This is a genomic window from Metabacillus sp. FJAT-52054 (genome assembly GCF_037201815.1).
Taxonomy (GTDB): Bacteria; Bacillota; Bacilli; order Bacillales; family Bacillaceae; genus Metabacillus_B; species Metabacillus_B sediminis.
The window spans coordinates 2,736,001-2,760,901 of sequence record NZ_CP147407.1; the positions used below are offsets into that span (position 1 = coordinate 2,736,001).

The 24,901-nt window shown below is 44.8% G+C and carries 27 protein-coding genes and 1 other annotated feature; of the genes, 2 read left to right on the top strand and 25 right to left on the bottom strand.

All coding sequences use genetic code 11. The features are described from left to right. Positions 1–22 precede the first annotated feature (22 nt). From queA to nadB, 10 genes are all read right to left on the bottom strand, one after another. Positions 23–1,051, bottom strand: a complete 1,029-nt coding sequence (gene queA / locus WCV65_RS14315; protein ID WP_338777350.1) for a tRNA preQ1(34) S-adenosylmethionine ribosyltransferase-isomerase QueA — start codon at positions 1,049–1,051, stop codon at positions 23–25. Positions 1,052–1,073: 22 nt separating this feature from the next. After that, positions 1,074–1,274 (bottom strand): DUF2905 domain-containing protein, encoded by a 201-nt coding sequence (locus WCV65_RS14320; protein ID WP_035405285.1) that lies wholly within the window; start codon positions 1,272–1,274, stop codon positions 1,074–1,076. Further along, positions 1,267–2,271, bottom strand: a complete 1,005-nt coding sequence (gene ruvB, locus WCV65_RS14325; RefSeq protein WP_338777351.1) for a Holliday junction branch migration DNA helicase RuvB — start codon at positions 2,269–2,271, stop codon at positions 1,267–1,269. Before ruvB ends, WCV65_RS14320 begins: the two co-directional genes overlap by 8 nt. Before the next feature lie 10 nt (positions 2,272–2,281). Next, entirely contained in the window at positions 2,282–2,884 is a 603-nt protein-coding gene (gene ruvA, locus WCV65_RS14330; RefSeq protein WP_338777354.1) for a Holliday junction branch migration protein RuvA, read from the bottom strand. Positions 2,885–3,013: 129 nt separating this feature from the next. After that, entirely contained in the window at positions 3,014–3,544 is a 531-nt protein-coding gene (locus WCV65_RS14335) for a BofC C-terminal domain-containing protein (protein WP_338777356.1), read from the bottom strand. Between the two features lie 149 nt (positions 3,545–3,693). Further along, on the bottom strand, positions 3,694–4,293 hold the full coding sequence (locus tag WCV65_RS14340) for a YhcN/YlaJ family sporulation lipoprotein (protein ID WP_338777359.1): 600 nt from the start codon (positions 4,291–4,293) through the stop codon (positions 3,694–3,696). Between the two features lie 258 nt (positions 4,294–4,551). Then, on the bottom strand, positions 4,552–6,084 hold the full coding sequence (gene safA, locus WCV65_RS14345; protein ID WP_338777361.1) for a SafA/ExsA family spore coat assembly protein: 1,533 nt from the start codon (positions 6,082–6,084) through the stop codon (positions 4,552–4,554). A gap of 480 nt (positions 6,085–6,564) precedes the next feature. Continuing rightward, entirely contained in the window at positions 6,565–7,665 is a 1,101-nt protein-coding gene (gene nadA / locus WCV65_RS14350) for a quinolinate synthase NadA (RefSeq protein WP_338777363.1), read from the bottom strand. Then, entirely contained in the window at positions 7,662–8,507 is an 846-nt protein-coding gene (nadC, locus tag WCV65_RS14355; RefSeq protein ID WP_338777365.1) for a carboxylating nicotinate-nucleotide diphosphorylase, read from the bottom strand. Before nadC ends, nadA begins: the two co-directional genes overlap by 4 nt. Then, entirely contained in the window at positions 8,504–10,033 is a 1,530-nt protein-coding gene (gene nadB / locus WCV65_RS14360; protein WP_338777367.1) for an L-aspartate oxidase, read from the bottom strand. The genes nadC and nadB overlap by 4 nt, the downstream gene beginning before the upstream one ends. Positions 10,034–10,124: 91 nt before the next feature. Here nadB and WCV65_RS14365 point away from each other — a divergent pair, with 91 nt between their 5' ends. Then, positions 10,125–11,276 carry an IscS subfamily cysteine desulfurase gene (locus WCV65_RS14365; protein WP_338777370.1) on the top strand — a complete coding sequence of 384 codons (1,152 nt, stop codon included), beginning with the start codon at positions 10,125–10,127 and terminating at the stop codon, positions 11,274–11,276. Next, positions 11,273–11,809, top strand: coding sequence for a transcription repressor NadR (locus WCV65_RS14370; protein ID WP_338777372.1), 537 nt, complete (start codon positions 11,273–11,275; stop codon positions 11,807–11,809). The genes WCV65_RS14365 and WCV65_RS14370 overlap by 4 nt, the downstream gene beginning before the upstream one ends. A 256-nt stretch (positions 11,810–12,065) precedes the next feature. Here the strand turns inward: WCV65_RS14370 and pheA are convergent, their stop codons facing one another. The 15 genes from pheA to WCV65_RS14445 form a co-directional block, all read right to left on the bottom strand. Beyond that, a complete protein-coding gene (pheA, locus tag WCV65_RS14375) occupies positions 12,066–12,926 on the bottom strand; it encodes a prephenate dehydratase (protein WP_338777375.1) in 861 nt (286 codons plus the stop codon). 15 nt (positions 12,927–12,941) lie between these two features. Next, positions 12,942–13,385 (bottom strand): ACT domain-containing protein, encoded by a 444-nt coding sequence (locus WCV65_RS14380; RefSeq protein WP_211562402.1) that lies wholly within the window; start codon positions 13,383–13,385, stop codon positions 12,942–12,944. Between the two features lie 160 nt (positions 13,386–13,545). Further along, positions 13,546–14,835 (bottom strand): GTPase ObgE, encoded by a 1,290-nt coding sequence (gene obgE, locus WCV65_RS14385; protein WP_338777377.1) that lies wholly within the window; start codon positions 14,833–14,835, stop codon positions 13,546–13,548. Between the two features lie 30 nt (positions 14,836–14,865). Continuing rightward, positions 14,866–15,414: a Spo0B C-terminal domain-containing protein gene (locus WCV65_RS14390; protein WP_035405297.1), complete on the bottom strand. Its 549-nt coding sequence runs from the start codon at positions 15,412–15,414 to the stop codon at positions 14,866–14,868. A 396-nt stretch (positions 15,415–15,810) separates the two neighbouring features. Then, complete coding sequence (gene rpmA / locus WCV65_RS14395) at positions 15,811–16,104, bottom strand: 50S ribosomal protein L27 (protein ID WP_035405299.1); 294 nt, start codon at positions 16,102–16,104, stop codon at positions 15,811–15,813. A gap of 12 nt (positions 16,105–16,116) precedes the next feature. Further along, entirely contained in the window at positions 16,117–16,455 is a 339-nt protein-coding gene (locus tag WCV65_RS14400) for a ribosomal-processing cysteine protease Prp (protein WP_035405300.1), read from the bottom strand. An 11-nt stretch (positions 16,456–16,466) separates the two neighbouring features. Further along, positions 16,467–16,775 (bottom strand): 50S ribosomal protein L21, encoded by a 309-nt coding sequence (gene rplU, locus WCV65_RS14405; protein WP_035405301.1) that lies wholly within the window; start codon positions 16,773–16,775, stop codon positions 16,467–16,469. Positions 16,776–16,791: 16 nt separating this feature from the next. Further along, positions 16,792–16,882: a sequence feature (ribosomal protein L21 leader region), on the bottom strand. 42 nt (positions 16,883–16,924) lie between these two features. Then, entirely contained in the window at positions 16,925–18,385 is a 1,461-nt protein-coding gene (locus WCV65_RS14410; RefSeq protein ID WP_338777383.1) for an Rne/Rng family ribonuclease, read from the bottom strand. A 58-nt stretch (positions 18,386–18,443) separates the two neighbouring features. Next, entirely contained in the window at positions 18,444–19,310 is an 867-nt protein-coding gene (locus WCV65_RS14415; protein WP_338777385.1) for a M50 family metallopeptidase, read from the bottom strand. Next, the gene (locus WCV65_RS14420) at positions 19,303–20,088 is read right to left on the bottom strand and encodes a M23 family metallopeptidase (RefSeq protein ID WP_338777387.1); all 786 of its coding nucleotides are present in this window, start codon (positions 20,086–20,088) and stop codon (positions 19,303–19,305) included. Before WCV65_RS14420 ends, WCV65_RS14415 begins: the two co-directional genes overlap by 8 nt. A gap of 501 nt (positions 20,089–20,589) precedes the next feature. Next, on the bottom strand, positions 20,590–21,393 hold the full coding sequence (minD, locus tag WCV65_RS14425) for a septum site-determining protein MinD (protein WP_338777389.1): 804 nt from the start codon (positions 21,391–21,393) through the stop codon (positions 20,590–20,592). 2 nt (positions 21,394–21,395) lie between these two features. Then, the gene (gene minC, locus WCV65_RS14430) at positions 21,396–22,079 is read right to left on the bottom strand and encodes a septum site-determining protein MinC (protein WP_338777391.1); all 684 of its coding nucleotides are present in this window, start codon (positions 22,077–22,079) and stop codon (positions 21,396–21,398) included. 67 nt (positions 22,080–22,146) lie between these two features. Then, positions 22,147–22,662, bottom strand: coding sequence for a rod shape-determining protein MreD (mreD, locus tag WCV65_RS14435; RefSeq protein ID WP_035405311.1), 516 nt, complete (start codon positions 22,660–22,662; stop codon positions 22,147–22,149). After that, on the bottom strand, positions 22,659–23,546 hold the full coding sequence (mreC, locus tag WCV65_RS14440; protein WP_338777393.1) for a rod shape-determining protein MreC: 888 nt from the start codon (positions 23,544–23,546) through the stop codon (positions 22,659–22,661). The genes mreD and mreC overlap by 4 nt, the downstream gene beginning before the upstream one ends. 221 nt (positions 23,547–23,767) lie before the next feature. Then, positions 23,768–24,790 (bottom strand): rod shape-determining protein, encoded by a 1,023-nt coding sequence (locus WCV65_RS14445; protein WP_035405315.1) that lies wholly within the window; start codon positions 24,788–24,790, stop codon positions 23,768–23,770. Between the last annotated feature and the right edge of the window lie 111 nt (positions 24,791–24,901).

Consider the following 24,901-nt stretch of genomic DNA (forward strand, 5'->3'; position numbering starts at 1 on the left):
CAGTGTAGCCTAAATTTTCTTTTTATAAAATGAGCATTGCGTCTCCGAAACTGAAGAATCGGTATTTTTCACGAACTGCCGTCTCATAAGCGTTCATTACATTCTCTCTGCCGGCTAGTGAGCTGACCAGCATAATAAGAGAGGACTTTGGCAAATGGAAGTTGGTCAGCATGCCGTCAATTCCTTTGAACTCATAACCGGGATAGATAAAGATGCTTGTCCAGCCGCTTTCTTCCTGGAATTTGCCGTCTGCAGCAGAAGCAATCGTTTCTAGGGTGCGGGTTGAAGTGGTCCCAACCGTAATAATCCGTCCCCCGTTTGCTCTTGTCTCATTAAGCAGCCGGGCCGTTCCCTCTGTCATCTGATAGAATTCGGCATGCATTTCGTGCTCTTCTACAGTTTCAGCGCTCACCGGCCGGAAAGTTCCAAGTCCTACATGAAGCGTGATGTACGCAACAGATACCCCTTTTTCCTGAAGTTCAGAAAGAATTTGATCTGTAAAATGCAGGCCTGCTGTAGGTGCAGCAGCGGAGCCGGCTTCTCTTGAATAGACGGTTTGATAGCGTTCCCTATCATCAAGCTGCTCTTTTATATATGGAGGCAGAGGCATTTCTCCAAGCGACTCCAAAACCTCATAAAAGATTCCTTCATAGGAAAAATGCAGCGTTCTGCCGCCGTGCTCTTGTTCTTCTAAACATTTGGCTGTCAGCTTTCCGTCTCCAAATGTAATAATCGTGCCTTCCTTTACACGTTTAGCAGGTTTAATCAGGGTCTCCCATGTATCACCCTCAGATTGCTTCAGCAGAAGCACTTCAATTTTTGCTCCTGTGTCTTCCTTCATTCCGAAAAGTCTTGCCGGCAAAACACGGGTGTCGTTCAGGACGAGGCAGTCTCCGGGCTGAAGATGACGGGTAATATCGGGAAATTGCCCATGGCTGATTTCGCCGGTTTCTTTGTTTAGATGCATCAGCCTGGAAGCATCTCTTTTTTGAAGAGGAACCTGCGCAATGAGTTCTTCGGGAAGGTCAAAATCGAATAATTCTACTTTCATGTTATCACCTGTTTTTCTCTTGTCATTTAAATCGTCCAAAAATAGAAAAAAGAACGGTTAGCAAAATGCTGATGATAATGGAGGTTGCAATCGGGAAAAAAAAGGTTGTATTCCCTTTCTTGAAGACAAGGTCTCCGGGCAGTTTCCCAATTGCCTGCATAAACAGGCCGGCCAAAAACAAAACGGCCCCAATAATCATCAGCAGTTTAGGCATTTCAGTCATGTTCCGGAACCTCCAGATTAAAATGTCTGTAAACCGCATCGGTTACCATTCTTCCCCTGGATGTTCTTTGCAAAAACCCGATCTGCAAAAGATAGGGTTCATAAACGTCTTCAATCGTATGTGATTCTTCTCCAATTGTCGCAGAAATTGTGTCCAGTCCGACTGGACCTCCTCTATACTTTTCAATAATCCCCGTCAGCAGCTTGTGGTCAATATGATCCAGGCCCAATCTATCTACTTGAAGCCTTTCAAGTGCTTCAGATGAAAGCTCCTCTGAAATTGCTTCTTTACCGAGCACCTGTGCAAAATCACGGACTCTGCGTAATAGCCGGTTTGCAATTCTTGGTGTTCCTCTCGATCTTCTTGAGATTTCAGCGGAAGCATGAGGATCAATGCCAATTTGGAGGATATCCGCTGTCCGTTCTACAATCTCTGAGAGCTCTGACTCCCTATAGTACTCAAGCCTGCTCAGGACACCGAACCGGTCTCTTAACGGAGCAGTTAAAAGCCCCACCCTTGTTGTAGCTCCCACTAATGTAAACGGGGGCAGATCGAGCCTGACGGATCTCGCTTCCGGTCCTTTGCCAATGACAATATCCAGGCAGAAATCCTCCATTGCAGGATAAAGAACTTCTTCAATGGAACGGTGCAGACGGTGGATTTCATCAATAAAAAGGACATCTCCAGGCTCTAGCGCAGTTAGAATCGCTGCCAGGTCGCCGGGTCTTTCAATAGCCGGTCCCGAAGTCGTTCTGAGATTTACGCCCATCTCATTTGCAATAATGGCAGCCAAAGTCGTTTTACCGAGACCCGGCGGACCGTATAGGAGGACGTGGTCAAGAGTTTCTCCGCGCATTTTGGCAGCCTGGATAAAGATATCCAGATTTTCTTTTACCTTATCCTGTCCTATGTATTGACTGAGCCTTTGCGGACGCAGACTAAGCTCCAAGTATTGTTCTTCATTTTCGGCACTTCCGGACACAAGCCGGTCATTCATTGTCATCACCTTACTTTAACAGCTTTTGCAGCGCTTTTTTCACCAGCTGATCGGTTGACAGTGCTTCATCTTTCAAAGCTGGAACAACCTTATTAATTTCCCGCTCTCCATACCCGAGAACTTTGAGAGCCTCAATGGTCTCAGCGAGAGCTTTTGAAGCCTCATCTTTTTCTGCAAACACGGTATGATTGAATAAGGAAGGAGCAAATTCGGGGGCAACATCGCCTAACTTGCCTTTTAAATCAAGAATAATCTGTCTTGCCGTTTTCTTTCCCACTCCAGGAAATTTAACAAGGAAGACCTCATCCTCTGCTTCGATTGCCTGCACCACTTGAGACGGATCTCCTGATGCCAGGATCGCAAGCGCTCCCTTAGGGCCAATTCCTGTTACGTTCAGCAGCTTCGTGAAAAGGGCTTTTTCCTCTCTTGTTCTAAATCCGTATAAAGCAAGGATGTCTTCTCTGACATGCTGGTATGTATATATGGTTGTTTCTGTTCCCATTGTATAGACGAACGGATTGGGAGCAAATATCTTATAGCCGATGCCAGTATGGTCAATCACAATATACTCGGGAGATATGTAATCAATCTTCCCGCGGACAAATTCAATCACCTTTTTCACCTCTTTACAACTGTACTTCATTGTATCACAAAAAGGCGCGGCCAAGAACTAGAAACGTTAACATATGTTCTCACAGTGCAAAATGAAAAGCCTGCGAAATGGCAGGCAAATTCGAGTACGCTATTTTTTTGCAGAACGCGTTCCGTATTGTTTAAATGTTTCGATAACGTGCAGATAATCCTTCCTGCTCGCCACTCTGATTCCATTTTCCAGCTCTATATGTCTTTTTGTTTCAAGCTTACCTACATCTATCTGGAAAAATGATTGGATGACTTTTCCTTCCTCGCTCGGTTTGCCATCAAATATAGATAGTATCCCTTTATTATTCAGGCCAAAATATCCGTTAGCTTTCATAAGAGGAGATATATCATTCATATTCTTTCTCAGGACAATTTTCATTCCGCTTTTCTCCACTGGCATCCATCCCGGATAGCGGTCGAGCAAATGGGACAGGGAGCCATACGGTTCCCTTTTTATCTCTACGCTCACTTCTCCATCAAGGTAGGCTCTTTCCAGGTATAAAGTAATGGAATTTACAGCTTTTTCATCCGCTGTGTGCCGTTCCAATGCCTGAACGTTTACTGTACAAAATAAGGTGATCAAGGTGATGAGCGACAATTGAACATATACAAACGGCTTGCGTGTCAGCAACAAGTCCACCTCACTATTTATCAGATTTATACGGGTTCCCAGCATGCAGGAAACTAATGCTAATAAAAAACTTCCATGATTGCCACATTCATAGTGTGACCATTCATGGAAGTTTTAGTCATAAGAAAAAACCAGGGATGGCCCTGGTTTTAGCGATTCGGATTAAGCGTGCGCTGAATGGTTTTGCCGGTATTTTTCATAAAATCTTTAATATCGGCATCAATGGTTTTTCGCGGTTTGTTATTTTTAATATTCGTATCAATTTGCTTAACTCTGTTGAAGGACCCTTCGTCTGTAAAGACATCCACATTTTTGCCGTGTGCCAATTTTTCTGTTTCTTTTAAGATGGCGTTTTTCACATTTTTATTGTTTTTATCGTTTGTATCAACGGCTACAATCACATTATCTTCTGTCACAACTGTTCTGGCCTCATCAACATTTTTCATTTTGGAAATTTTATTTGAAACATTTTCGGCTATTTTCTGATCACTCTCGTTATAATATCCATTTTCTTTACGGGTATTTGACACTCTGGTCGGGCGATCATTGCGATCTCCGTCCATCATTTCAGTGATCGGGCCATCGTTGTCAGCATGATCCTTGTTTTTTCCATCATGTTCGTTTGAGTACATGCCGATTGGCTGTGTGTTGTCATTGTAATCCATTGCATTGTCTTTACCATTGCTGCAAGCTGTAAGCACACCTGCTAGAAGAGCCAGAGATCCGTATTGGATGGTCTTTCTTATCAAGATGACTACCCCCTGTTTTTATACCAATTGAGCGAAATGTGCTCTTGGTTAGGTTGCTCTGAACAGAAAGTTTTAATCTTGACAGTTCCCTCCATTAATCAAAGGCCTTGTATTTTTTAGCGCCTTTAAACTGACTGTTGATTGCAGGCGTTCACTCTAATCAACAGGTGTTACCAATCCACACCATGCTTGAACAGCGCCTGCTTTTTAAATATGTAAAAAAAAAGAGACGATTGGAATCGTCTCGAACCATTAAAATTAATCCTCATCCACATTGTAAAAATCAGGGCGTCCAAACATTTGGCCATATCCTGGCTGCATTCCGTACCCCGGCTGCATTCCATATCCTGGCTGCATTCCGTAGCCCGGCTGCATTCCGTACCCTTGGGAACCGCCGCATCCACAATCCTGCGGTGGCATTTGGCCGTAGGCACCGCCAGTCTGCGGCTGTTTATTCTTGCCTTCTTGCGCACCCATTACGTTCGGCATGTTAGGCGACATAGCACCCATTACGTTCGGCATATTTTCATTCATCGCACCCATCACGTTGGGCATGTTAGGCGACATCGCGCCCATCACATTCGGCATATTTTCATCCATGGCACCCATCACGTTCGGCATATTGTGATCATAAGCACCCATTACCCCCGGGCCAAACCCTGAACCGGGCATTACAGGAGAGGCCGGTGTGCATCCAGGAGGATATGGCGAATATCCTTGCGGAGCCATTTGCGGCATCATTTGAGGCATGCTTTGAGCGCCCATTACATTTGGCATATTGGGAGACATCGCGCCCATCACATTCGGCATGTTTTCATCCATTGCACCCATCACGTTCGGCATATTCGGAGACATGGCCCCCATTACGTTCGGCATATTCGGGGACATCGCACCCATCACATTTGGCATATTCGGGGACATGGCCCCCATCACGTTCGGCATGTTTTCATCCATGGCACCCATCACATTTGGCATGTTTTCATCCATTGCCCCACCGACGCCATAAGGCATTGGAGATGGCACACACCAATACGGCATTGGATGATGGTGATGATGGTGGCCATGATGGCCATATCCGTATGGAGCTCCATACATTGGGGCCTGCATTCCATATCCAGGCTGCGGTCCGCCGTACATTGGCTGCTGCATGGATGGCTGCGTTGCTCCCATTACTCCTGTTGGTGCAGAATAAGGCATATTAGGCATGTTCGGCATTTTCTCCATTTTCTTGGTTGCCTCCTCTTTCTTGGCTGGTGAAACTGCCTTTTGTGCCCCTTGTGCAGCTGTCTTCTCTTTTGGCTTTTCAGCCGGCTTCTTCATTTCCGGCATGACATTTGCCGGCTTTTTCATTTCCGGCATAACATTCGCCGGCTTTTGAGGCAGCTGCGGCTGCTTCGGCGGCATTGACATATTCACCATATAATAATTATTAATATCCATTTCAGGGTAAACAGGCTGAGGTATGTTTGGCATTTTAGGCATAAATGGAGTAATTGGTTTTTCTTTTTTAGGTTCTTCTGCTGCTTGAACTTCTTTTGGTTTTTCCTTTGCAGGCTGCTGAACCGGCTGCTCTTTTATAGGCTTTTGTGTTTCTTTTTTCGAATTGAAATTAATTTGAGTTTCATTCTTTACTGGAACGCTTCCTGTAGGTACCTTAATTTTCATTCCAGGCATTATGGAATCGGGATTGCTTAGTTGAGAGTTCATTTTTTTCAGTTCTTCGAAATCTGCTCCATATTTTTTAGCGATGTTCCACAATGTATCCCCTTTTTGAACGATATGGATTTTCAAAAGTTCCCCCTCCTATGCATTAACTGTATAGTAAAAGCATACAGGCTAATTGCCGTTATTCTTCACCACAAGTTATGCGGAAAAAGGAGCGAATATGCCTTCTTTGAAAAATGCCCAGCCGTAAGTCCTTGTTTTCCCCACTGAAACTTCCCTATTATAAAACGCAAAAACCGTGATAAATGTGCCACTTTTTTTGAATAAATTCCACATTTGTCCGTGGCACAAAAAAAAGCGCAAGGGATGAAGTTCTGCTAAGTGCGCGACGTCCTGTCGCAACGCAGAGCTGACCCGCATCCTGCGGGCTCCCGACAAGCATAAGATAATCAGCCGGAGGAACGCGATCTTACTTCCGTAGGGTGAGTGGCTTATGACCTCGAGGGGCTAGGCGCTGGAGCTGGACAAATCACCTTATACAAAAAAAGATCATGAGGTAGAAATTTAAAAAGCCCATGCGGCGCATGGGCTTTTGTGGCAATCAAATTATATAGAGAGCATTCTGTTCAGGGCAAGCACTGCCTGTTTTGCTTCCTCTTTCTCAACGATGATTCTGTTTACTCCTTTACCTTCTGCAATAGCTTCCAAGGACCACAACAAATGCGGCAGGTCAATTCTGTTCATCGTTAAACACGGGCACATATAAGGATTCAGTGAAACAATTTCCTTATCCGGATTGGAAGAGATCAGTCTGTTAACGAGGTTCATTTCCGTGCCGACCGCCCATTTCGTGCCAGGCTCTGCCGCCGAAATCTGTTCAATGATGTATTTAGTGGATCCGGCCAGATCAGCTAGCTGAACGACTTCGTGTGTACATTCAGGGTGAACAATAATTTTCATATCGGGTTTTGTCTTCCTGATATGAGCAATATTTTTTTCTGTAAACTTCTCATGAACAGAGCAATGCCCTTTCCAAAGAAGGATTGTTGCCTGCTCGGCAGGACCCTCCAATGTTTCTGAAATCGGGTTCCAAACTGCCATATGGTCCAAGGGAATTCCAAGATCAAAGGCTGTGTTTCTTCCTAAATGCTGATCGGGCAAAAAAAGGATGCGTTTTTTTTGCTGTAATGCCCATTTCACAATTTCTTTCGCATTGGAGGAAGTCACGGATGCTCCCCCATTCCTTCCTACAAAGGCTTTAATGGCTGCTGTGGAGTTGACGTAAGTAAGCGGAATGATGGTATCTCCATAGAGAGCCGTCAATCTTTCCCATGCACGCTCGGTCTGCTTGATATTTGCCATATCAGCCATGGAGCAGCCTGCTCTCATATCAGGCAAATACACATATTGATGATCACCAGTCAGCATGTCTGCCGTCTCGGCCATAAAATGAACACCGCAAAAAACGATGTGCTCTGCTTCCTTGTTGTCTGCGGCCGCCTGGGCAAGCTGAAGGGAATCACCGGTGCAATCTGCGAATTGGATGACTTCATCCTTTTGATAATGATGACCCGGAATAAATAGCCTGCTCCCGAATTCTTTTTTAATCTCCCTAATTCTTTTCTCAATTTCCTCCGTTGACCATGTTCTGTACTTTTCAGGAATCAGCGAAACGGCTTCTTCGTTTAGCACATCCATAAGACTCATTTTTCTTCCCCCTGCTTCATTAATAAACTAAAATCCAGCGCTTGAACAGAATGGGTGAGGTACCCAAGTGATAGATAGCTGACACCCGTGTTTCGATAGGTGTGGAGGTTCTCTGGAGTTATGCCGCCGGATGCTTCTGTAATGATTGAATCAGGCGTTATTTCAGCAAATTGTTTGACTTCCTCAGGAGAACGGTTATCAAACATGATGATATCCGCCTTTGCCTCAATCGCCTCCAAAAGCTGATTTTCATTCTCTATTTCCACTTCAATTTTCACCGTATGGCCGACAGCATCTTTGGCTCTTATTACGGCTTCCTTGATGCTTCCTGCAAACGAAATGTGATTATCCTTAATCATGACCGCATCATAGAGGCCATAGCGGTGATTTCGTCCGCCTCCGCATCTAACGGCATATTTATCGAACATCCGCAGTCCGGGTGCCGTTTTTCTTGTATCGCATATCTGTGTATCCGGACTATCCAAAAGCATGATGGCTTCCCTGGTTGCTGTCGCAATCCCGCTCATCCTTTGAATGAGATTTAATGCTACCCGTTCGGCACTGAGGATTGAAATAATTTTCCCCTCAATTTCTGCAACAGGTTCTCCTGGTTCTACCGTTTCCCCGTCCTTTTTAAGGATTTGGACGTCTATTTGATCATCAAGCAGTGAAAAAGCAGTTTTTAAGACGGCTTCCCCTGAAAAAATGCCTTTTTCCTTTGCAAGAATGACAGCCTCTCCCCGATCACTTTCAGAGAATATCCCGCTCGCAGAAAGATCCCGGTCACCAAGATCCTCCAATAAAAAATGACGAATGCTTTCCTTCACTTTTAATGCATTCACACCATCACTCCTAAAGCTGTTTTATTCGTTTTCCATAGCAGTTCTTTTCGTTTCCAATCCGCTTCTTTTAATGGAAAGTCTGACCTGAAATGACAGCCCCTGCTTTCTGTCCGCTGCAAGGCAGCCTTGGCAATTAATTCACCGGCCGTCATCATGTTCGCCAATTCAAAGACATCTGGTGAAAGCTCATCCGCCTGCTCGCTCTTTTCTTTAGCAGCTTTAAACCAGTTAATTAGCTCCCTTAGCCCCTCTTCATTTCGTTCAATTCCGGCGAATCGGTCCATCATATCAGCTGCATCCTTTTTTGTAACCGTGTACTTGGGAGGCAGCTCCGGGTTGAAGATTGGAAAAGAATTGGGTGGTTGGACTGTTCTTACATCCTCTGCTATTTTTTTGCCAAACACCAGGCCTTCAAGAAGGGAATTGCTTGCAAGCCTGTTTGCGCCATGAACGCCTGTGCAAGCCGCTTCACCTGCTGCATACAGCCTAAGGATGCTTGTTCTGCCATTCAGATCGGTCTTAATACCACCCATAAAAAAATGCATGCCTGGCATGACAGGGATCAGTCCGTCCTGCAGTCGTACGCCATGCTTCTTGCACATTTTCGATATACCAGGAAACCTTTTTTCGAATTGAGGAATGCTTTTAATGTTTAAAAATATGGATTCTCCCTGCTGGATTCTTCTGAAAATTTCTCTGGAAACTACGTCTCTCGGTGCAAGATCTGCCAGCGGATGTACGTTCTCCATGATTCTGTCTCCAGCAGAATTTTGCAGAAAAGCGCCTTCTCCGCGAACAGCTTCCGAAACAAGCCCTTTTACCGCTCCCTCTAAATAGAGCATCGTAGGATGAAACTGGACAAACTCCATATCTGCAAGTATGGCCCCTCCTCTATAGGCAAGGGCGATTCCATCCGCAGTACAATTTTTATGATTGGAAGTATGCCGGTAGAGGGTTCCGCAGCCTCCAGCTGCCAGTACAACAGCAGAAGCGTAAATAGCTTCTGTCCTTCCATCCGGATTAAGGACGTGCACACCATAGCAGGTGTTTTCTTTAATAAGCAGTTCTGTAACCATCGTTTGTTCCGCGATGCTCACCTTTCCAGTTATACGTCCGGCAAGAAACTGGACCATTGCTTTTCCTGTTTCGTCGCCGCCTGCATGTACAATCCGGTTTAATCTGTGAGCTCCTTCCATCCCAAGCTTCAGGGAACCGTCCCCCGCTCTGTCTGCTGGCAATCCTTCGCGAAGGAGGTTTAAAAGAATCTTGTTCCCTTCTTCTGTAAGCTGTTTCGCTGCAAAAGGGTTTGTATGTCCGTCACCGGCTTGAATTGTATCCTCATAATGGAGTTTCGCGGAATCTTTTTCAGAAAGTGCAGCGGCAATCCCGCCTTGGGCTAAGGACGAATTCCCATCTGTTACAGATCCTTTCGTAACAATCGTTACGTTCAATCCTTCACAAATATAATAAGCAACGGCCAAAGCTGCTATCCCGCTGCCAATAATCAGCACGTCTGTCTGCCGCATATTTTCCCACCTTGCTTTACATGTGTCTTGACACCTATCTTTACATAACTTTAAAATAAGCACAAGAGTTTTTTTGACTGGAGGAACCATCTTGATTTATTTCGATTATGCAGCCACTGCCCCAATGAGCGAGCAAGCGCTTGAAGCCTATATCAAAGCTGCTCAAACGGTTTACGGAAACAGCCAAAGTCTCCATGAAGAAGGCGGACGGGCAGCTGAGTGGCTCTCAGCATCAAGGAAGAAAATTGCTTTTTTGCTTGGCGGGACAGAAGAAGGCCTTTATTTTACCGGAAGCGGAAGCGAAGCCAACGTACTGGCATTAACGTCCCTCCTTAATGGAGCGGACCCAAATAAAAAGGAAATCGTTATGGGAGGTATGGAGCACGCCTCTATAAGAACATACCTTCATGACTTAACAAATAAAGGCTATGTGATTAAAGAGGCTGAGCCCGGTACCGGGGGAATGATTGGATGGAGCGAGGTCGAACCGCTTGTTTCAGAACGGACAGCATTGATTACGGTCCAGCATGCAAATTCTGAAACAGGGATCATGCACAATATAAAAGAAATTGCGGTGCATGCACAAAAAAATGAGATTTTATTTCACTCCGACTGCGTTCAGACTTTTGGAAAGGTACCGATTTTGGCCGAGGAATGGGGAATCAGCTCGGTAACCGTTTCAGCCCATAAAATTCACGGACCAAAAGGAATGGGTGCATCGTATATTTCGCCAAAAGTGGCGTGGAAGCCGGCCATTAATGGAACGGCCCACGAAAATGGATTCCGTCCAGGCACTGTTGATGTTCCGGGTACTGTTTCCTTTGCCGTTGCAGCAATGGAAACGGTAAAAGAAATGGACAGAGAACAGATGAAAATGAGAGAATACAGGAAGCGTTTAGTATCCTTTATTGAGGAGAAAAATATTGGAATGACCATTGAGGCAATGGATGAGAAATTTCAGCTCCCGGCAATTATCGGGTGCCTGTTATCCCATACGGAAGGCCAATATGCCATGCTTGCATGCAGCCAAAACGGGGTGGCACTATCAACAGGCAGTGCCTGTCACTCGGGAATGACGAAGCCTTCTCAAGCTCTGCTCGCTCTTGGCATATCAGAGGAACAAGCTCATTGCTTTATTCGAATTTCTCCGGGCAGAGGAACGGAAGATTCCCACTTTGAACGGCTGGAATCGATTCTAGAGAAGTATTGTAAGAGAGCAGCAGAAAGGATGGAGTACTATTGACCTCTAAAGTTTATGGAGAAGAAAGAAGACAGCAGATCCTGCAGCTGCTGAAAACAAGTCCTGTCCCTCAGACAGGAAGCGGCCTAGCCAAAAAAATGAATGTTAGCCGGCAGGTGATTGTTCAGGATATTTCATTATTGAAGGCAAAGTCTGAACCGATTATCGCAACAAGCCAAGGGTATATTTATATGCAATCGCAAACCCCTGCTAAAAATGCAGAGCGTTTAATTGCCTGCTTGCATAGCCCAGAACAAACTGCCGAAGAGATGAGGGTCATCGTGGATCATGGAGCAGCAATAAAGGATGTGTCGGTAGAGCATCCCGTATACGGGGATCTTACAGCTTCGATCATGGTTCACAATCGTAAGGAAGTAGCAGAGTTTATTGAAAAAATAACATCCAGCCAGTCCTTCTATCTCTCCCAGCTAACAGAAGGCGTGCATATGCATACGATCGCTGCGGATTCGGAATCTGTATTGGATGATGTTTGCCAGGCTTTAAATGATAAGGGGTTTTTAATAAAGGATGAGTAACAAAGAGGCTGTCTGTAGAGAAAATGATTGAAATTGAAATACCCCGGGACGCAGTGAGCATTCCGGGGGTTTCGTATTTTTAAGGGTTAGCTGATTGGACGGAAGGTGCGAGACATTTGCTAAGAGCAGCGGGACAGATGAGACCCTGCATCCTCCTGGCGCCGAGGATCCTGCAGCGGAAATGAGCCAAAACCAATCTAATTTCAAACAGCGAAAGCAGCTTTAAAAACTGCATTCTGGCCTGTCTCTTTTCAGTTTAGGCATAAAACGCTTTATAGCTGCCAAGAACTTTCACACCGCAGCCAAGCGCCTCCAGCTCATTTACAGCACCGGGAATTAAAACGCTGTCCATGGCGTGCTCCAAATCTATAAGGAAAAAATAGTTTCCTAGTCCGGTCTTCATCGGCCTTGATTCAATTTTGGACATATTCAGTTTTCTCCACGCAAACGCGGAGAGCACCTGGTGAAGCGTACCTGACTGGTTTGAAGGAAGCGTGACCATAATGGTGGTTTTATCCTTACCTTCATAACCAGGCAAGGTTGGAGGCTTCTCGGACGCAGATGGATGCAAAATAGCGAACAATGTATGGTTGTAATGATAATCATGGATGTCCCGCTTCACAATGGACAGTCCATAAACCTCTGCCGCCATTTCATTCGCAATAACTCCTGCATTTTCTCCAGGATGAGTGCTTACAAATTGAGCAGCCGCCCCTGTCGAAGCTGCATAAGAATGCTCTGCCAGCGGAAATTCGTTATGCAAATACCGGTGACATTGCGCAATTGCATGAGAATGAGATACAATCTTGTCTACCTGCTGCCATGAAGATTCACGGTCAGGATGCACCATAAAATGCTGATTTATAGGGACGACCAATTCCCCTACAATATGAAGCGGCTGTTCATGAACGAGGTAGTCGACCGTTAAATTCACGGAGCCTTCAATTGCATTTTCAAGAGGAACAATCGAGAAGTCCACATCTCCCACAGCCACGGCATCCATACAAGCCGGAATGGTGGCATATGGAATCTGCTCAATCTGTTCATGAAAAAACTTCGAAACGGCCAAATGGGTAAATGTTGCTTTAGGTCCTAAAAATCCAATACGATAACTCAATGCTACCAACTCTCCTTAAGCCCCTGATCCAAGTATTTCTACCTTATCGACAAACTCCATTTTCTTAAATCGAGAAATTAAATGATTGATATCTTCGTTCATTCCATTAATATTCAAAGAAAGCGTTACGTTGGCTCTGCCTTGAAGAGGAATGGTTTGATGAATCGTTAAGATGTTGCACCCCGCATTAGCTACCAGGCCTAGAAGCTCTGACAATGTTCCGGATCGATCCTCAAGCTGAAAAAAGAGCGTAATGATTTTTTCTTTTACAACGGTGTGAAACGGAAAAACGGCATCTCTGTATTTATAGAATGCACTTCGGCTAAGATCGACCCGCTGTACGGCTTCCGCTACCGATCCTGCCTTTCCTCTTTCCATCATCTTCTTCACATCAAGTGTCTTTTTCATAGCTTCAGGAAGAACATCCTCACGGACAAGAAAAAAAGTTTCTTCTTTCAATCCTATCACTCCTCCATTAAAAAGTTGGCGAAGATAAGGATAGCACTGTATCCTTAGCGGACTTTCAAATATATATAATGTCCAGGCAAATTGCCTGGACATTCCGTTTTATATACCGCAAAAGCGGACAGTAAAAACCCGCATATATAGGGTACATTTATTAATCAACAAATTCAAATTCGAACTCAAGAAGTCTGACGATATCTCCGTCTTTGGCTCCTTTTTTGCGAAGAGCATCATCTACGCCCATCGTACGCAGCTGGCGCGCAAAGCGGCGGACAGATTCTTCTCTGCTGAAGTCCGTCATCTTAAAGAGACGTTCGACTTTTTCTCCGGTAACGTCAAAAATTCCCGCACTGTCTCTTGTAATGATAAATGGTGTTTCTTCTTCTTCAAGTGTATAAACTACACGGTGAACACCCGGATCTTCTTCATCTTCATAAAGCGGGAATTCCGGTGTATTCTCAAGTGTGTCTGCAATTTTAAACAGCAGATCGCGGATTCCATCTCTTGTAGCTGCTGAAACAGCAAACACTGGATAATCATCTTGGAGCTTTTCTTTAAAGATTTTTAGGTTTTCTTCTGAATCCGGCATATCCATTTTGTTTGCCACAATAATTTGAGGACGCTCTGTCAAACGCAGATTGTACTGCTTCAGTTCATCATTAATTGTCAAGTAATCCTCATAAGGATCACGCCCTTCAAGGCCGGACATATCAATCACATGAACAATGACTCTTGTTCTTTCAATATGTCTTAGGAACTGATGCCCTAAACCGATTCCTTCATGTGCTCCTTCAATTAAGCCTGGAAGATCCGCCATAACAAAGCTGCGTCCATCCTGAGTCTCAACCATTCCAAGGTTTGGAGCAAGCGTTGTGAAATGGTAATCGGCAATCTTTGGCTTTGCCGCTGATACAACGGATAGAAGTGTGGATTTACCAACACTCGGGAAACCGACAAGTCCAACATCTGCAAGGAGCTTAAGCTCCATCACGATGTAGCGCTCCTGACCCGGCTCTCCGTTTTCGGCAATCTCAGGTGCCGGATTGGAAGGTGTAGCAAAGCGGGTATTACCGCGTCCGCCTCTTCCTCCTCTTGCAATGATTGCCTGCTGGCCGTGCTCAGTTAAATCGGCTATGACCTGTTTCGTATCGTCATCCATAACCACGGTGCCAGGCGGAACTTTTACAATCATTTGCTCCGCATTTCGGCCATGCATGTTTTTAGACATGCCATGCTCCCCGCGTTCCGCTTTAAAATGACGCTGATAACGGAAATCCATCAGGGTTCTTAAGCCTTCTTCCACCTCAAAAATGACGTTTGCTCCCTTGCCTCCGTCACCGCCGGCGGGTCCTCCGTCCGGAACATATTTTTCACGGCGATACGCAACCATTCCATTGCCTCCGTCGCCGCCTTTTACATAAATCTTGACCTGATCCACAAACATTATGTCTTTCCTCCGTTCTGTGATGCACGATTACTTCGTATAGAAAATGACAGCCGCCGTAAATTCTTCAGCTGTTATCGTTAGTTCTGAGAGTTGATGATCGGGCAGCTTCATGAAGTATGTATGCAAGCTCTGCATATCATTTAGCATGCCATGAAAATCTAAAAAGAAACGGACCTGTCCCAATTCTTCCGACATCTCAATCGTAAGCACGAGCTGATTTTCACATCTGTCACCAGCACACTGATCCAGCAGCGCAAAAAAGTCTTTGCACCAGGCGCTCAAGTTTCGATCGAGACTGTCCAGATGAAATGTATCCCCGACAATTTCATACTCTATTGAAAATAAGTGGCGCTCCCAGCCAAAGCTGATTAAATTTCCAGCCAATTCTGGAGCCTTAAGATTGCAGAGCCTGGACTCCTGCTGGGCTTCAATAATAATTTCTTCCATAATCTCATTTACTCGTTCATATTTTTCAAGAGACAGGTTGCCCTTAATCAGCTGCAGCCGGTTCATCCAGTCATGCCGGTAGTGGCTAATGACATCAACCATATTCCAGTTTTTGCTACCTTTAGTCATTTGCACTCCACTCTTTCTATTCTTTTAGGAGCATGATTCTAATCAATTTGTGCCGTATAACCATGTAAATTCGTTAATCTGAAAAGATTGCCTGATGAAATTATAGCAAACCTATGCGCGGAAAAGAAACGGTTTTAAAGAAAATAAGGATTTAGGGGGGTCTCAAGAGGATTGCCTGCCCATCTATCAAATTTTCACAACAAAAGCGCAAGCGCACGGTGAGGGTGTTCTGTTATGTTCACAAGATCCTGCAGGAGGATCTTGCCTGCTGCAAGTCCCGAGGTGCCCGAGCGGCTATGCTGTCTGGAAAGAACCTGCTAATAAGCTCTGTCAACTTGATAAAAAGCAATAAAAAAAAGAAACTCTAGCTCTTATTCAGCTAGAGTTTCGGTTGAATTAAGCTTCTTGAGCTGCAGGGTACACGCTCACTTTTTTGCGGTCGCGGCCTAAACGTTCGAAACGAACTACGCCGTCAACTTTAGCAAATAGAGTGTCGTCACCGCCGCGGCCAACGTTTTCACCCGGATAAATCTTTGTACCGCGCTGACGGTAAAGGATCGATCCGCCACTTACGAATTGTCCATCAGCACGTTTAGCGCCAAGACGTTTCGATTGTGAATCACGGCCGTTTTTTGTGGAACCTACTCCCTTTTTGGAAGCGAAAAATTGAATATCCAATTTTAAGAACATGAGGTTCACCTCCTACTTTTCTAAAATGGTCACACGGATGTATTCTCCGTATTGTTCTTCTATGGTCTTAATGGATACGACCATTCCTTCGATGAGCAGCTGTCCTTTTTGAATGGCTTCCTCTGAAACAGCATCTGGCCATTCAAAAATAATACGTCCCTGCTTCTGGTCCATTTCCAGTATAGGCTCGATGCCTGCGAGTTCATGGACCGCGTTAATCGCTCCAAACACCACACAGGATGCGCCTGCACATACAAGATCTTTTCCAGTTTCATCAAATTGAGCGTGCCCCGACATAGAGAAGGACTGAATTGCTCCCCCTGCAGATCGGTTTACCGTAACGTTTATCATAGGATCAAGCCTTACGCGTTGATTTTTTCAATAACAACTTTTGTGTATGGCTGACGATGACCTTGCTTTTTCTTCTGGTTTTTCTTCGCTTTGTATTTGAAAACAACCAATTTTTTCGCACGGCCTTGTTTTTCAACTTTAGCTGTAACGGTTGCTCCGGATACTAGAGGGCTTCCAACTTTAACGTCGTCGCCGCCTACGAATAAAACTTTGTCAAATGTAACAGTTTCACCTAGCTCGCCTGCCACTTTTTCAATGTAGACTGCTTGGCCTTCTGCTACTTTAATTTGCTTTCCGCCAGTTTCAATAATTGCGTACATTCCACTGCACCTCCTATTTGATACTCAGACTCGCCAGTGTACAGGTGAATTAAGATGAAAATCATCGAAACCACTTACTACCTGCATCCGAGCGGTTGTAGCCACGGGTGCTACAAACAGTAACATAAGAATATTACCAGAAGTTTAATCTATTTGTCAATGTTCTTTTCCTGTTGTGGGATTCGCTCCCGAATATCTTTTTCATCTCCGATATGCCTAAGCTCATATCCCGGCTTCTCCCAATCACCGGCAGTTATGAATATACGAAAATGAAGCTCCTTTTCAAGATCCCGGACGCTGCGATCCAAAATCGCCATTACTCCCTGCTCCGCATGGACCCAGATTGCTTCATCTTCCATGTACCGGTATTGCCTCAGTTCCCTTTCAAGCCTTAAGGCAACGGTTTCTGCAGAATCGACTCTGCCTTTTCCATTGCAGACGCGGCAAGGCTCTGTTAACAGAGTATCAAGATCCTCACTCGTTTTCTTCCTCGTAATCTGGAGAAGATTTAACTCGGTAAAGCCGATAATGCGGGTTTGGATCCGATCCCGCTCAACCTGCTTTTGCATCACCTGCAAAATACGAGCCTGGTCAGACGTGTCCTTCATATCAATAAAGTCAATCAGGATAATTCCATTTAAATTCCTCAGGCGGATTTGCCTTGCCGCTTCAAGAGCGGCTTCCTTATTCGTATCAAGTATCGTCTGGCGCTGCGAGTCCTTTCCGGTAAACTTCCCGGAATTCACATCAATAACGTGAAGCGCTTCGGTTTTCTCAATAAGGAGATAGGCTCCATTTTTAAGCCAGACCGCTTTCTTTTGAAGCTTATGTATTTCCGCATCCAGCGTTTCAAATATCTCAGCACCTTCTTTTGAATGGTGCACGTTTGTCTCACACTCATCTGGAAGGCGCTCTCTCAGGTTTTCCGCTAAATACACATCATCACAGTGTATATCTGAATAGGCTGAAATGGAGCGTTCAGTTAATATCGTTTCAAGCAAGTCGCCAGCTTCCTTTAGCGGTGCAGGAGCTTTAGAAGAAGGAGATGGAAGAAGCTCCTTGAATTCCCTTCTCAGCCTGTACAGTTCCTCTTTAAGTTCATCTGCCGGCAGGGAAGCTGCTGCCGTGCGAAGCAATACACCTTCTCCATTATCAAGTATTTCGCTGCCCCATTCTTTAAGCTTAACGGCTCCGGTTTCATTAATTTTCCTTGATACCGTAACCTTTCCTCCATAGGGCATGTAGATGAGCGAGCTCCCGGGAAATTCTATATTGGCGGTAAGGGCTGGCCCCTTCCACTCGTCTCCTTCTTTTTTAATTTGGACCAATAGCTTCTGGCCTTCATGCAAATAAGAGGAGATTGGCTTTTGCTGATCCGAAAGCCGGTAATCAGGCAGATCCTCGATGCGTATAAACCCGTTCCGTTCGAGTCCAATATCGATAAATGCCGCCTGCATCCCTTTAACGACTTTTTCAACCTTCCCTAAAAAAATGCTGCCCGCTTTCCCTTTTTGACCGGATTTTACTATTTTTAAATCTGCCAGTTTTCCATTCTCAAATAAAGCAATGCGCTTTTCAGGCAGATTGGCTTGAATAAGTAGCGTTTTCAACGGATTCCCTCTTTTTCAATCATCATTTTCCCCATTTACTCACGTTTCAAAAGGGAAGTCAATACGCATAAACAAGCTCCTCCACCTTGGAATTTGTTCTTTTCTCAGAAAAAAAAGCGTGAAGCAATTCATTCTCATCCAGCTCAGACCATTTAGTCCCCTGCCTGTAAACGATGATTGGATGCTTGCAGCCTCTCTTAAACCTGGACATGACCGTCAAAATATTTTCTTCTGATTCCACTTCAAGAGGAACTAACTTTTGTATGGATTTTTGGCTGCCATAATACCTGTCCATTAGAAATCTCAGGTGAACAAAACGGCGCTGCTTAAATTCTGTATACAGGCTAAAACATAAAAAGATTGTGATCATCCATAAATTCAGCTGAAATGGGAAAAATATCAGGACCGCGGCCAAATATAAAACGAGAGCGCATATCGAAAAAGCCAGCATCCACTTATGGGCTGCAGGGAACGGCTTAAACAGCGAAAAAGCTATAAATAATAGTTTCCCCCCGTCAAGCGGCCAAATAGGAAGCAAATTAAAAAGCAAAATAGAAAGATTATAGTAAGTAAACAGGGAGAAATCACCGGCAGATAAAAGCCCTCCGCTCAAGAGAAGCCAGGCTCCCCCCTGCATGAGAAAATGCTGCAGCGGTCCGGCAAGCACAACCGCCAGTTCTTCTTTTATTGAACGGTTCCCATGCTCCTCCATTTCAGCCGCACCTCCGAATGGAAGAAGCACGATGGATTTAACTCTCCATGAAAAATATAGGGCACATGCAGCATGGCCAAGCTCATGAACAAGAACAATGGCAAGCAATATAGCCAGCGTTTTAAATTGAGCGGTAGCCGCACTGATGGCCATTACTACCCACAGAAGAGGGTGAATGTGAATTTTTCTTAAAAGAGATCCGTATTTAATCAAAAGGAATCACCTGTTTCGGGTCGATAAAATTATCTCCCTTTTTTATCGCAAAATAGTACGTCCCTTTTTTATTTTCATTTACTTTAATGGTGCCAAGTTCTTTCCCTGTGACCACTGTGTCATAAAGAGACACATCCACTTTTTCCAAATTTCCATACCATGATTCGCTTCCATCTGCATGCTGAAGGACAACCGTAAGACCTGTATCCGGTTTTTCTCCCGCTTCAACGACGACCCCTTCATCAATCGCATCCACGGTCTCACGATCGGTCTCAATCAGAACCCCTTGCCCATTTACCTGAAAGTTTTCAGTGACCTTCCCTGAAGCAGGAACAGCATATTCCCCCTTTGAGGCAGCAGGAGGATCAAGGGAAATCTCATCTGCCTGAAACAAGGCTAACGGATGACCGAATTGCTTTTGATACCAGGAGGATACTGCAGCAAATTGGAATTCTTGCTGGAGAGAAGCTTCAACCGTACTTCGGATTGAATCTAGCTTTGGACTATGATCTTTAAACATCACTGCCATAGCGAGGACCAAACAGGCTGAAAGAAACAGTTTGAAGAGGAAAATCTGGGGTTTAAACAGCGGGTGTCCCGTTTCATTAAGGGTGTCAGGTCCTCCCTCATACGAATGAATAATCCCTGTATACTTCTCTTCTTCTTCAATCACAGCCTCTTTATTCCACGTTACCGGAATTTCTGCTTTTTCCGCAGAAGGTTTTGCCTTTTTTCTTTTTGCCATCCGCTTTCTGATTTCGTCGGCCCTTCTGGACATCTTCATCCACCCTTTTAATGTCAGTTTGTACAAGTCTATGACTCGTCCCGCATAAATATGAAAAGAAAAGCGGAGGCGGCTTGCTCAGGCCTGAGAGACGGTGGAACCGGGACTGGCAAAGTCGCTCTTTGACTTTGACTGGACCGGTGAAGCGGCCGAAGGGCTAGCCGCTGGAGCTGGACAACATAGAAAAGCGGAGGGCGCTTGCTCAGCTGTGAGAGACGGTGGAGCTCTCGACCGAGAGGCGCCCAAGTTAGGTTGTTCAGCTAAATGCGCGACGTCCTGTCGCAACGCTGAACGGGCCTTCATCGTGAAGGCCCTCGACCGAGGGAGTGAATTGGCCCTGCGGCACAGCGTCCGGAGCTGGACAACATAGAAAAGCAGAGGACGCTTGCTCAGGATGGACAACTCAGTTCAGCTAGAGAATCACTTTTTTTATCACATGAAAAAAGCAGCCCCGTTAAGAGCTGCCTGCTTCTGCAAATGTTATTATCCGTCACACTACACGCGTGCTCCGAAAAACTTTTTGATTTTATCCATAAAGCCTAAATTTTGCTGATCAAGAATTTGAAGGGGAACCGATTCCCCGAGAATTCTTCTTGCAATATTACGATACGCAATCGATGCGCGGTTGTTCGGATCCAATGCAATCGGTTCACCGCTGTTTGATGCCTTAATCACTTGATCGTCATCTGCAACAATGCCCAGCAGGTCAATGGACAGATGGGCGACAATTTCATCAACGTCAAGCATATCTCCATTTTGCACGAGATGAGTGCGAATCCTGTTAATGACGAGCTTCGGAGGCTCTATGTCCTCTTTCTCAAGAAGCCCGATAATTCTGTCTGCATCCCTCACTGCAGATACTTCAGGTGTGGTGACCACAACTGCTTTATCCGCACCGGCAACAGCATTTTTGAAGCCTTGTTCTATGCCTGCAGGACAATCGATCACAATATAATCATAATCCTGCTTCAGTTCGTCAATAAGCTTTTTCATCTGTTCAGGTGATACCGCGGACTTATCACTTGTCTGGGCTGCAGGAAGCAAATACAGCAGCTCATCAAACCGCTTGTCTTTAACAAGTGCTTGATGGATTTTGCATCGCCCTTCCACCACATCAACCAGATCATAGATAATACGGTTTTCAAGTCCCATGACTACATCCAGATTCCGCAAACCGATATCCGTGTCAACTAGACAAACCTTTTTGCCTAAAATGGCCAGGGACGTCCCTAAATTGGCGGAGGTGGTTGTTTTGCCAACTCCACCTTTACCAGAGGTTACAACAATCGCCTCTCCCACGGCTACATTCCCCCCTCGAGCGTAGTTACATCAGGTCTTACATACATTACATTCTGCAATCGGTCTCTCTTCATTTGCCCTTCATCATCTATGTACGCACACTCCATCCCGTGTTCCTCTACATGAATACGCTCAGGAGACTGATTAAGAGAATCATAAATTTTAAGCTGGGCTGGCGCCATGACAGATGCAGCAATGATTGCCCTGCTGTTTCCATTATAGCCTGCATGGGCTGTACCTCTCAGAGCACCTAAAACGAAGATGCTTCCGTTTGCAATCACTGTGCCTCCAGGGTTGACATCCCCAATTAACAGGAGATCTCCTTCCACTTGAAGCACCTGTCCAGACCGGACAATTCTCGCGGCTTTTACAACTTCCGCTTCTTTTTTCAGTCTGTTTGCCTCTTCTTTCGTAACGACATCAGATTCAATGTTTTCTACCACAAGATTCTTCTTTTTGCGGATCGTTGTTTTCACCATCTGCTGCTGTTCTTCCGAAAGGAGACGTTTACCCGACTTCACACTTACTCCGATTAATGGCCCGTTTTCCTGCACATACTGTTTAGAGGAAAGCATCTCTTCCAGTTCAAGAATGAGTGTTTCATAGGTGCAAGCATCATCCAAATATAGAGTGAGGCCGTCCTTTGTTCCTTTTATTGTTACATACTGCTGTTTTTGGGCTTTCACGATGTTCACCTCAATAACACTACAAATTCGACAAACCCCGCTAAATCTCCTTTTTTTGCTGAACCGTTTAATCCTCAGTCTGTCTTTTTAGACCTGTGAGAAACGATTTTAACGGATAAATAATCACAAGACCCGCGATGGAATTCACAGCCAGCGTCGGCAGGAGTCTGCGATTGGCAAATTCATAGAAATTAAGCGGATTCAGGCTAATAATAAGCTGGATCCCGTAAACGTAAAATTCGAGTATACTGATTGCCAGCATACCGACAAGCAAAACAACAAAGGCATTGTTCTGAAGAATCTTCAGTGCTCTTCCGGAAAGATAGGTCAAAAACGGATAAGCAAATAGATAGACTCCAAGAATCTCTGTATACACAATATCGTGCAGCAGTCCAAATATAATCGCATAAGTGATCGCAAGTCCGTCTCTTACATAAACAGATATAAAAATTAAAAGAAGCAGGGTAAATCTGGGAACATAGAACATGTCTTCAGAAAAAGATGGAATGAGTATTAAATCAGCTGCGGTACTCTCCATGATGAAAAAAAACAAGACAACGACAGGGAGGAGAAAACGTCTCACTTGGCTTCCTCCTCCGCATCGCCGTCACTTACATCTCCTTCTGGAGGGACAGAAGCTGCACGCTTGATGATAAATACATTTTCAACATCATAAAAATTAGCGGACGGTTTTACATAGGCCATTTTCGTTAAACCGTAAGAATCAGGCTGGACATCTTCCACTGTTCCAATCGAAAGTTCCGATGTGAACACTCCGCCATTCCCTGCAGTTACAACTTTATCGCCTTTTTTTATGTCCATGCTCGTATTGATGTTTCTGTATAGAAGCATTTCTCTTTTTTCATCGTATCCTGCAATTAAACCGAATATATTTTCTTTGCCCTTAACAATTGCCGGAACCTGATTGACACGGTCCTGAGCACTTAAAAGCTGGACGGTTGAAGTAAAGGCATCAACACTTTTTATTTTCCCGATTAGTCCTTTGGATGTCATAACCGCCATGTCTTCCGTTACACCATTCTGTTTGCCTCGGTCAATCGTAATGTATTCATACCAGCGGTCAGGATTTCTTGCAATCAGCGTACCAGTGATCGGTTCGAATTTGCTTAAATCTGTTTTCGCACCCACATCGGCCCGCAGCCTGTCATTTTCTTTTCTAAGACGCTGAACCTCTGAGTCAAGGCTTGCATACTGCTCAATTCTTGATTTTAAATATTTATTTTCTTCATATGTATCCTTTAAATTGCCGATTTCTTCAAAAGTCCCGCCAAAGAATTGAGCAGGCTTGTGAAAAACTGTTTGAAATAAACCGGTAGAATCTTTAACAAACTTCTCTGGCCATGACAATTCACGGTCGCCTTTAATAGAGAAGCCGATCAATGCTACGAGCAAAATGACGCTTGCCAGAAGCAGAATAAGCCGTTTGTTCATAAAAAAAGGCGGCATCATTTACACCTCTTAACGTTTGATATTCCTAATCCTCGCAATGTCCCGGCTAAAAGCATTCGGCGCCCCTGATGAGGCACCGAATCTTTTAAAAATGGCTCTGTTAAACTTCTTTTATTTCCGCCTTATGAGCGATCGCTGCAAAGCTGCTGTACCGCACCGATCGTTTTAATCAGCACGGTGTCTAAATCAGCATTCAGCTTTAACTGCGCCCGAAAAAATTAACGGAGGTTTTTTGTTTTTCCTTTAAATAGGTGAATATGTTCTAGTGCTTTTCCTGTTCCAATTGCCACACAGTCCAGTGGATTTTCAGCAATCAGTACAGGCATATTCGTTTCTTCGCTAATTACTTTATCCAGGTTGCGCAGCAGTGCTCCGCCCCCAGTCAGGACAATTCCGCGGTCCATAATGTCTGCAGCAAGTTCCGGCGGAGTTTTTTCCAGCGTGTTTTTAACCGTATCAACGATCGTATAAACCGTGTCACGCAGAGCCTCTGCTATCTCTTTAGCCGTAATTTCAATTGTTTTCGGCAATCCGGTAAGCAGGTCACGGCCGCGGATTTCCATATTCTCGACATCTTCAGGAGTACCGGCAGATCCAACTTCCATTTTAATCGCTTCCGCTGTCCGGTCACCAATCATAAGGTTGTACGTTTTGCGGATGTAGTTGATGATCGCATCATCCATTTCATCGCCTGCCACACGGATTGATTGGCTTGTTACGATTCCGCCAAGGGAAATAATGGCGACTTCCGTCGTTCCCCCGCCGATATCCACAACCATGCTTCCTGTCGGTTCCCAGACAGGCAGGTTTGAACCGATTGCAGCTGCGAATGGCTCTTCAATCGTATACGCATCACGTGCGCCAGCTTGTCTTGTTGCATCAATAACAGCTCGTTCTTCAACAGCCGTAATGCCTGATGGCACACAAACCATTACGTAAGGCTTTCTTGAAAAAAGACTTTTGTTTTTCGTCGCTTGTTTTATGTAATATTTCATCATTGTAGCAGTCGTCTCGTAATCTGCAATAACGCCATCTTTCATAGGACGGAGTGCCACGACATTTCCAGGTGTACGTCCGATCATATTTTTAGCATCATTTCCAACAGCAACAATGGACTTGGTATCTGTTTGCATTGCAACAACAGAAGGTTCACGGAGAACGATTCCTCTGCCTTTCACGAACACCAGGGTATTTGCTGTACCCAAATCTATCCCAAGGTCTCTAGTACCAATTCCAAACATTCATGTATCTCCCTTTCTGAAACGAATCACTTTTTGTAATAAGGATGAACCTTAACGAAAAAACTCATAAACCTTATTATAACGTAAATCGTCAAAAAAAAAAGTGAATTT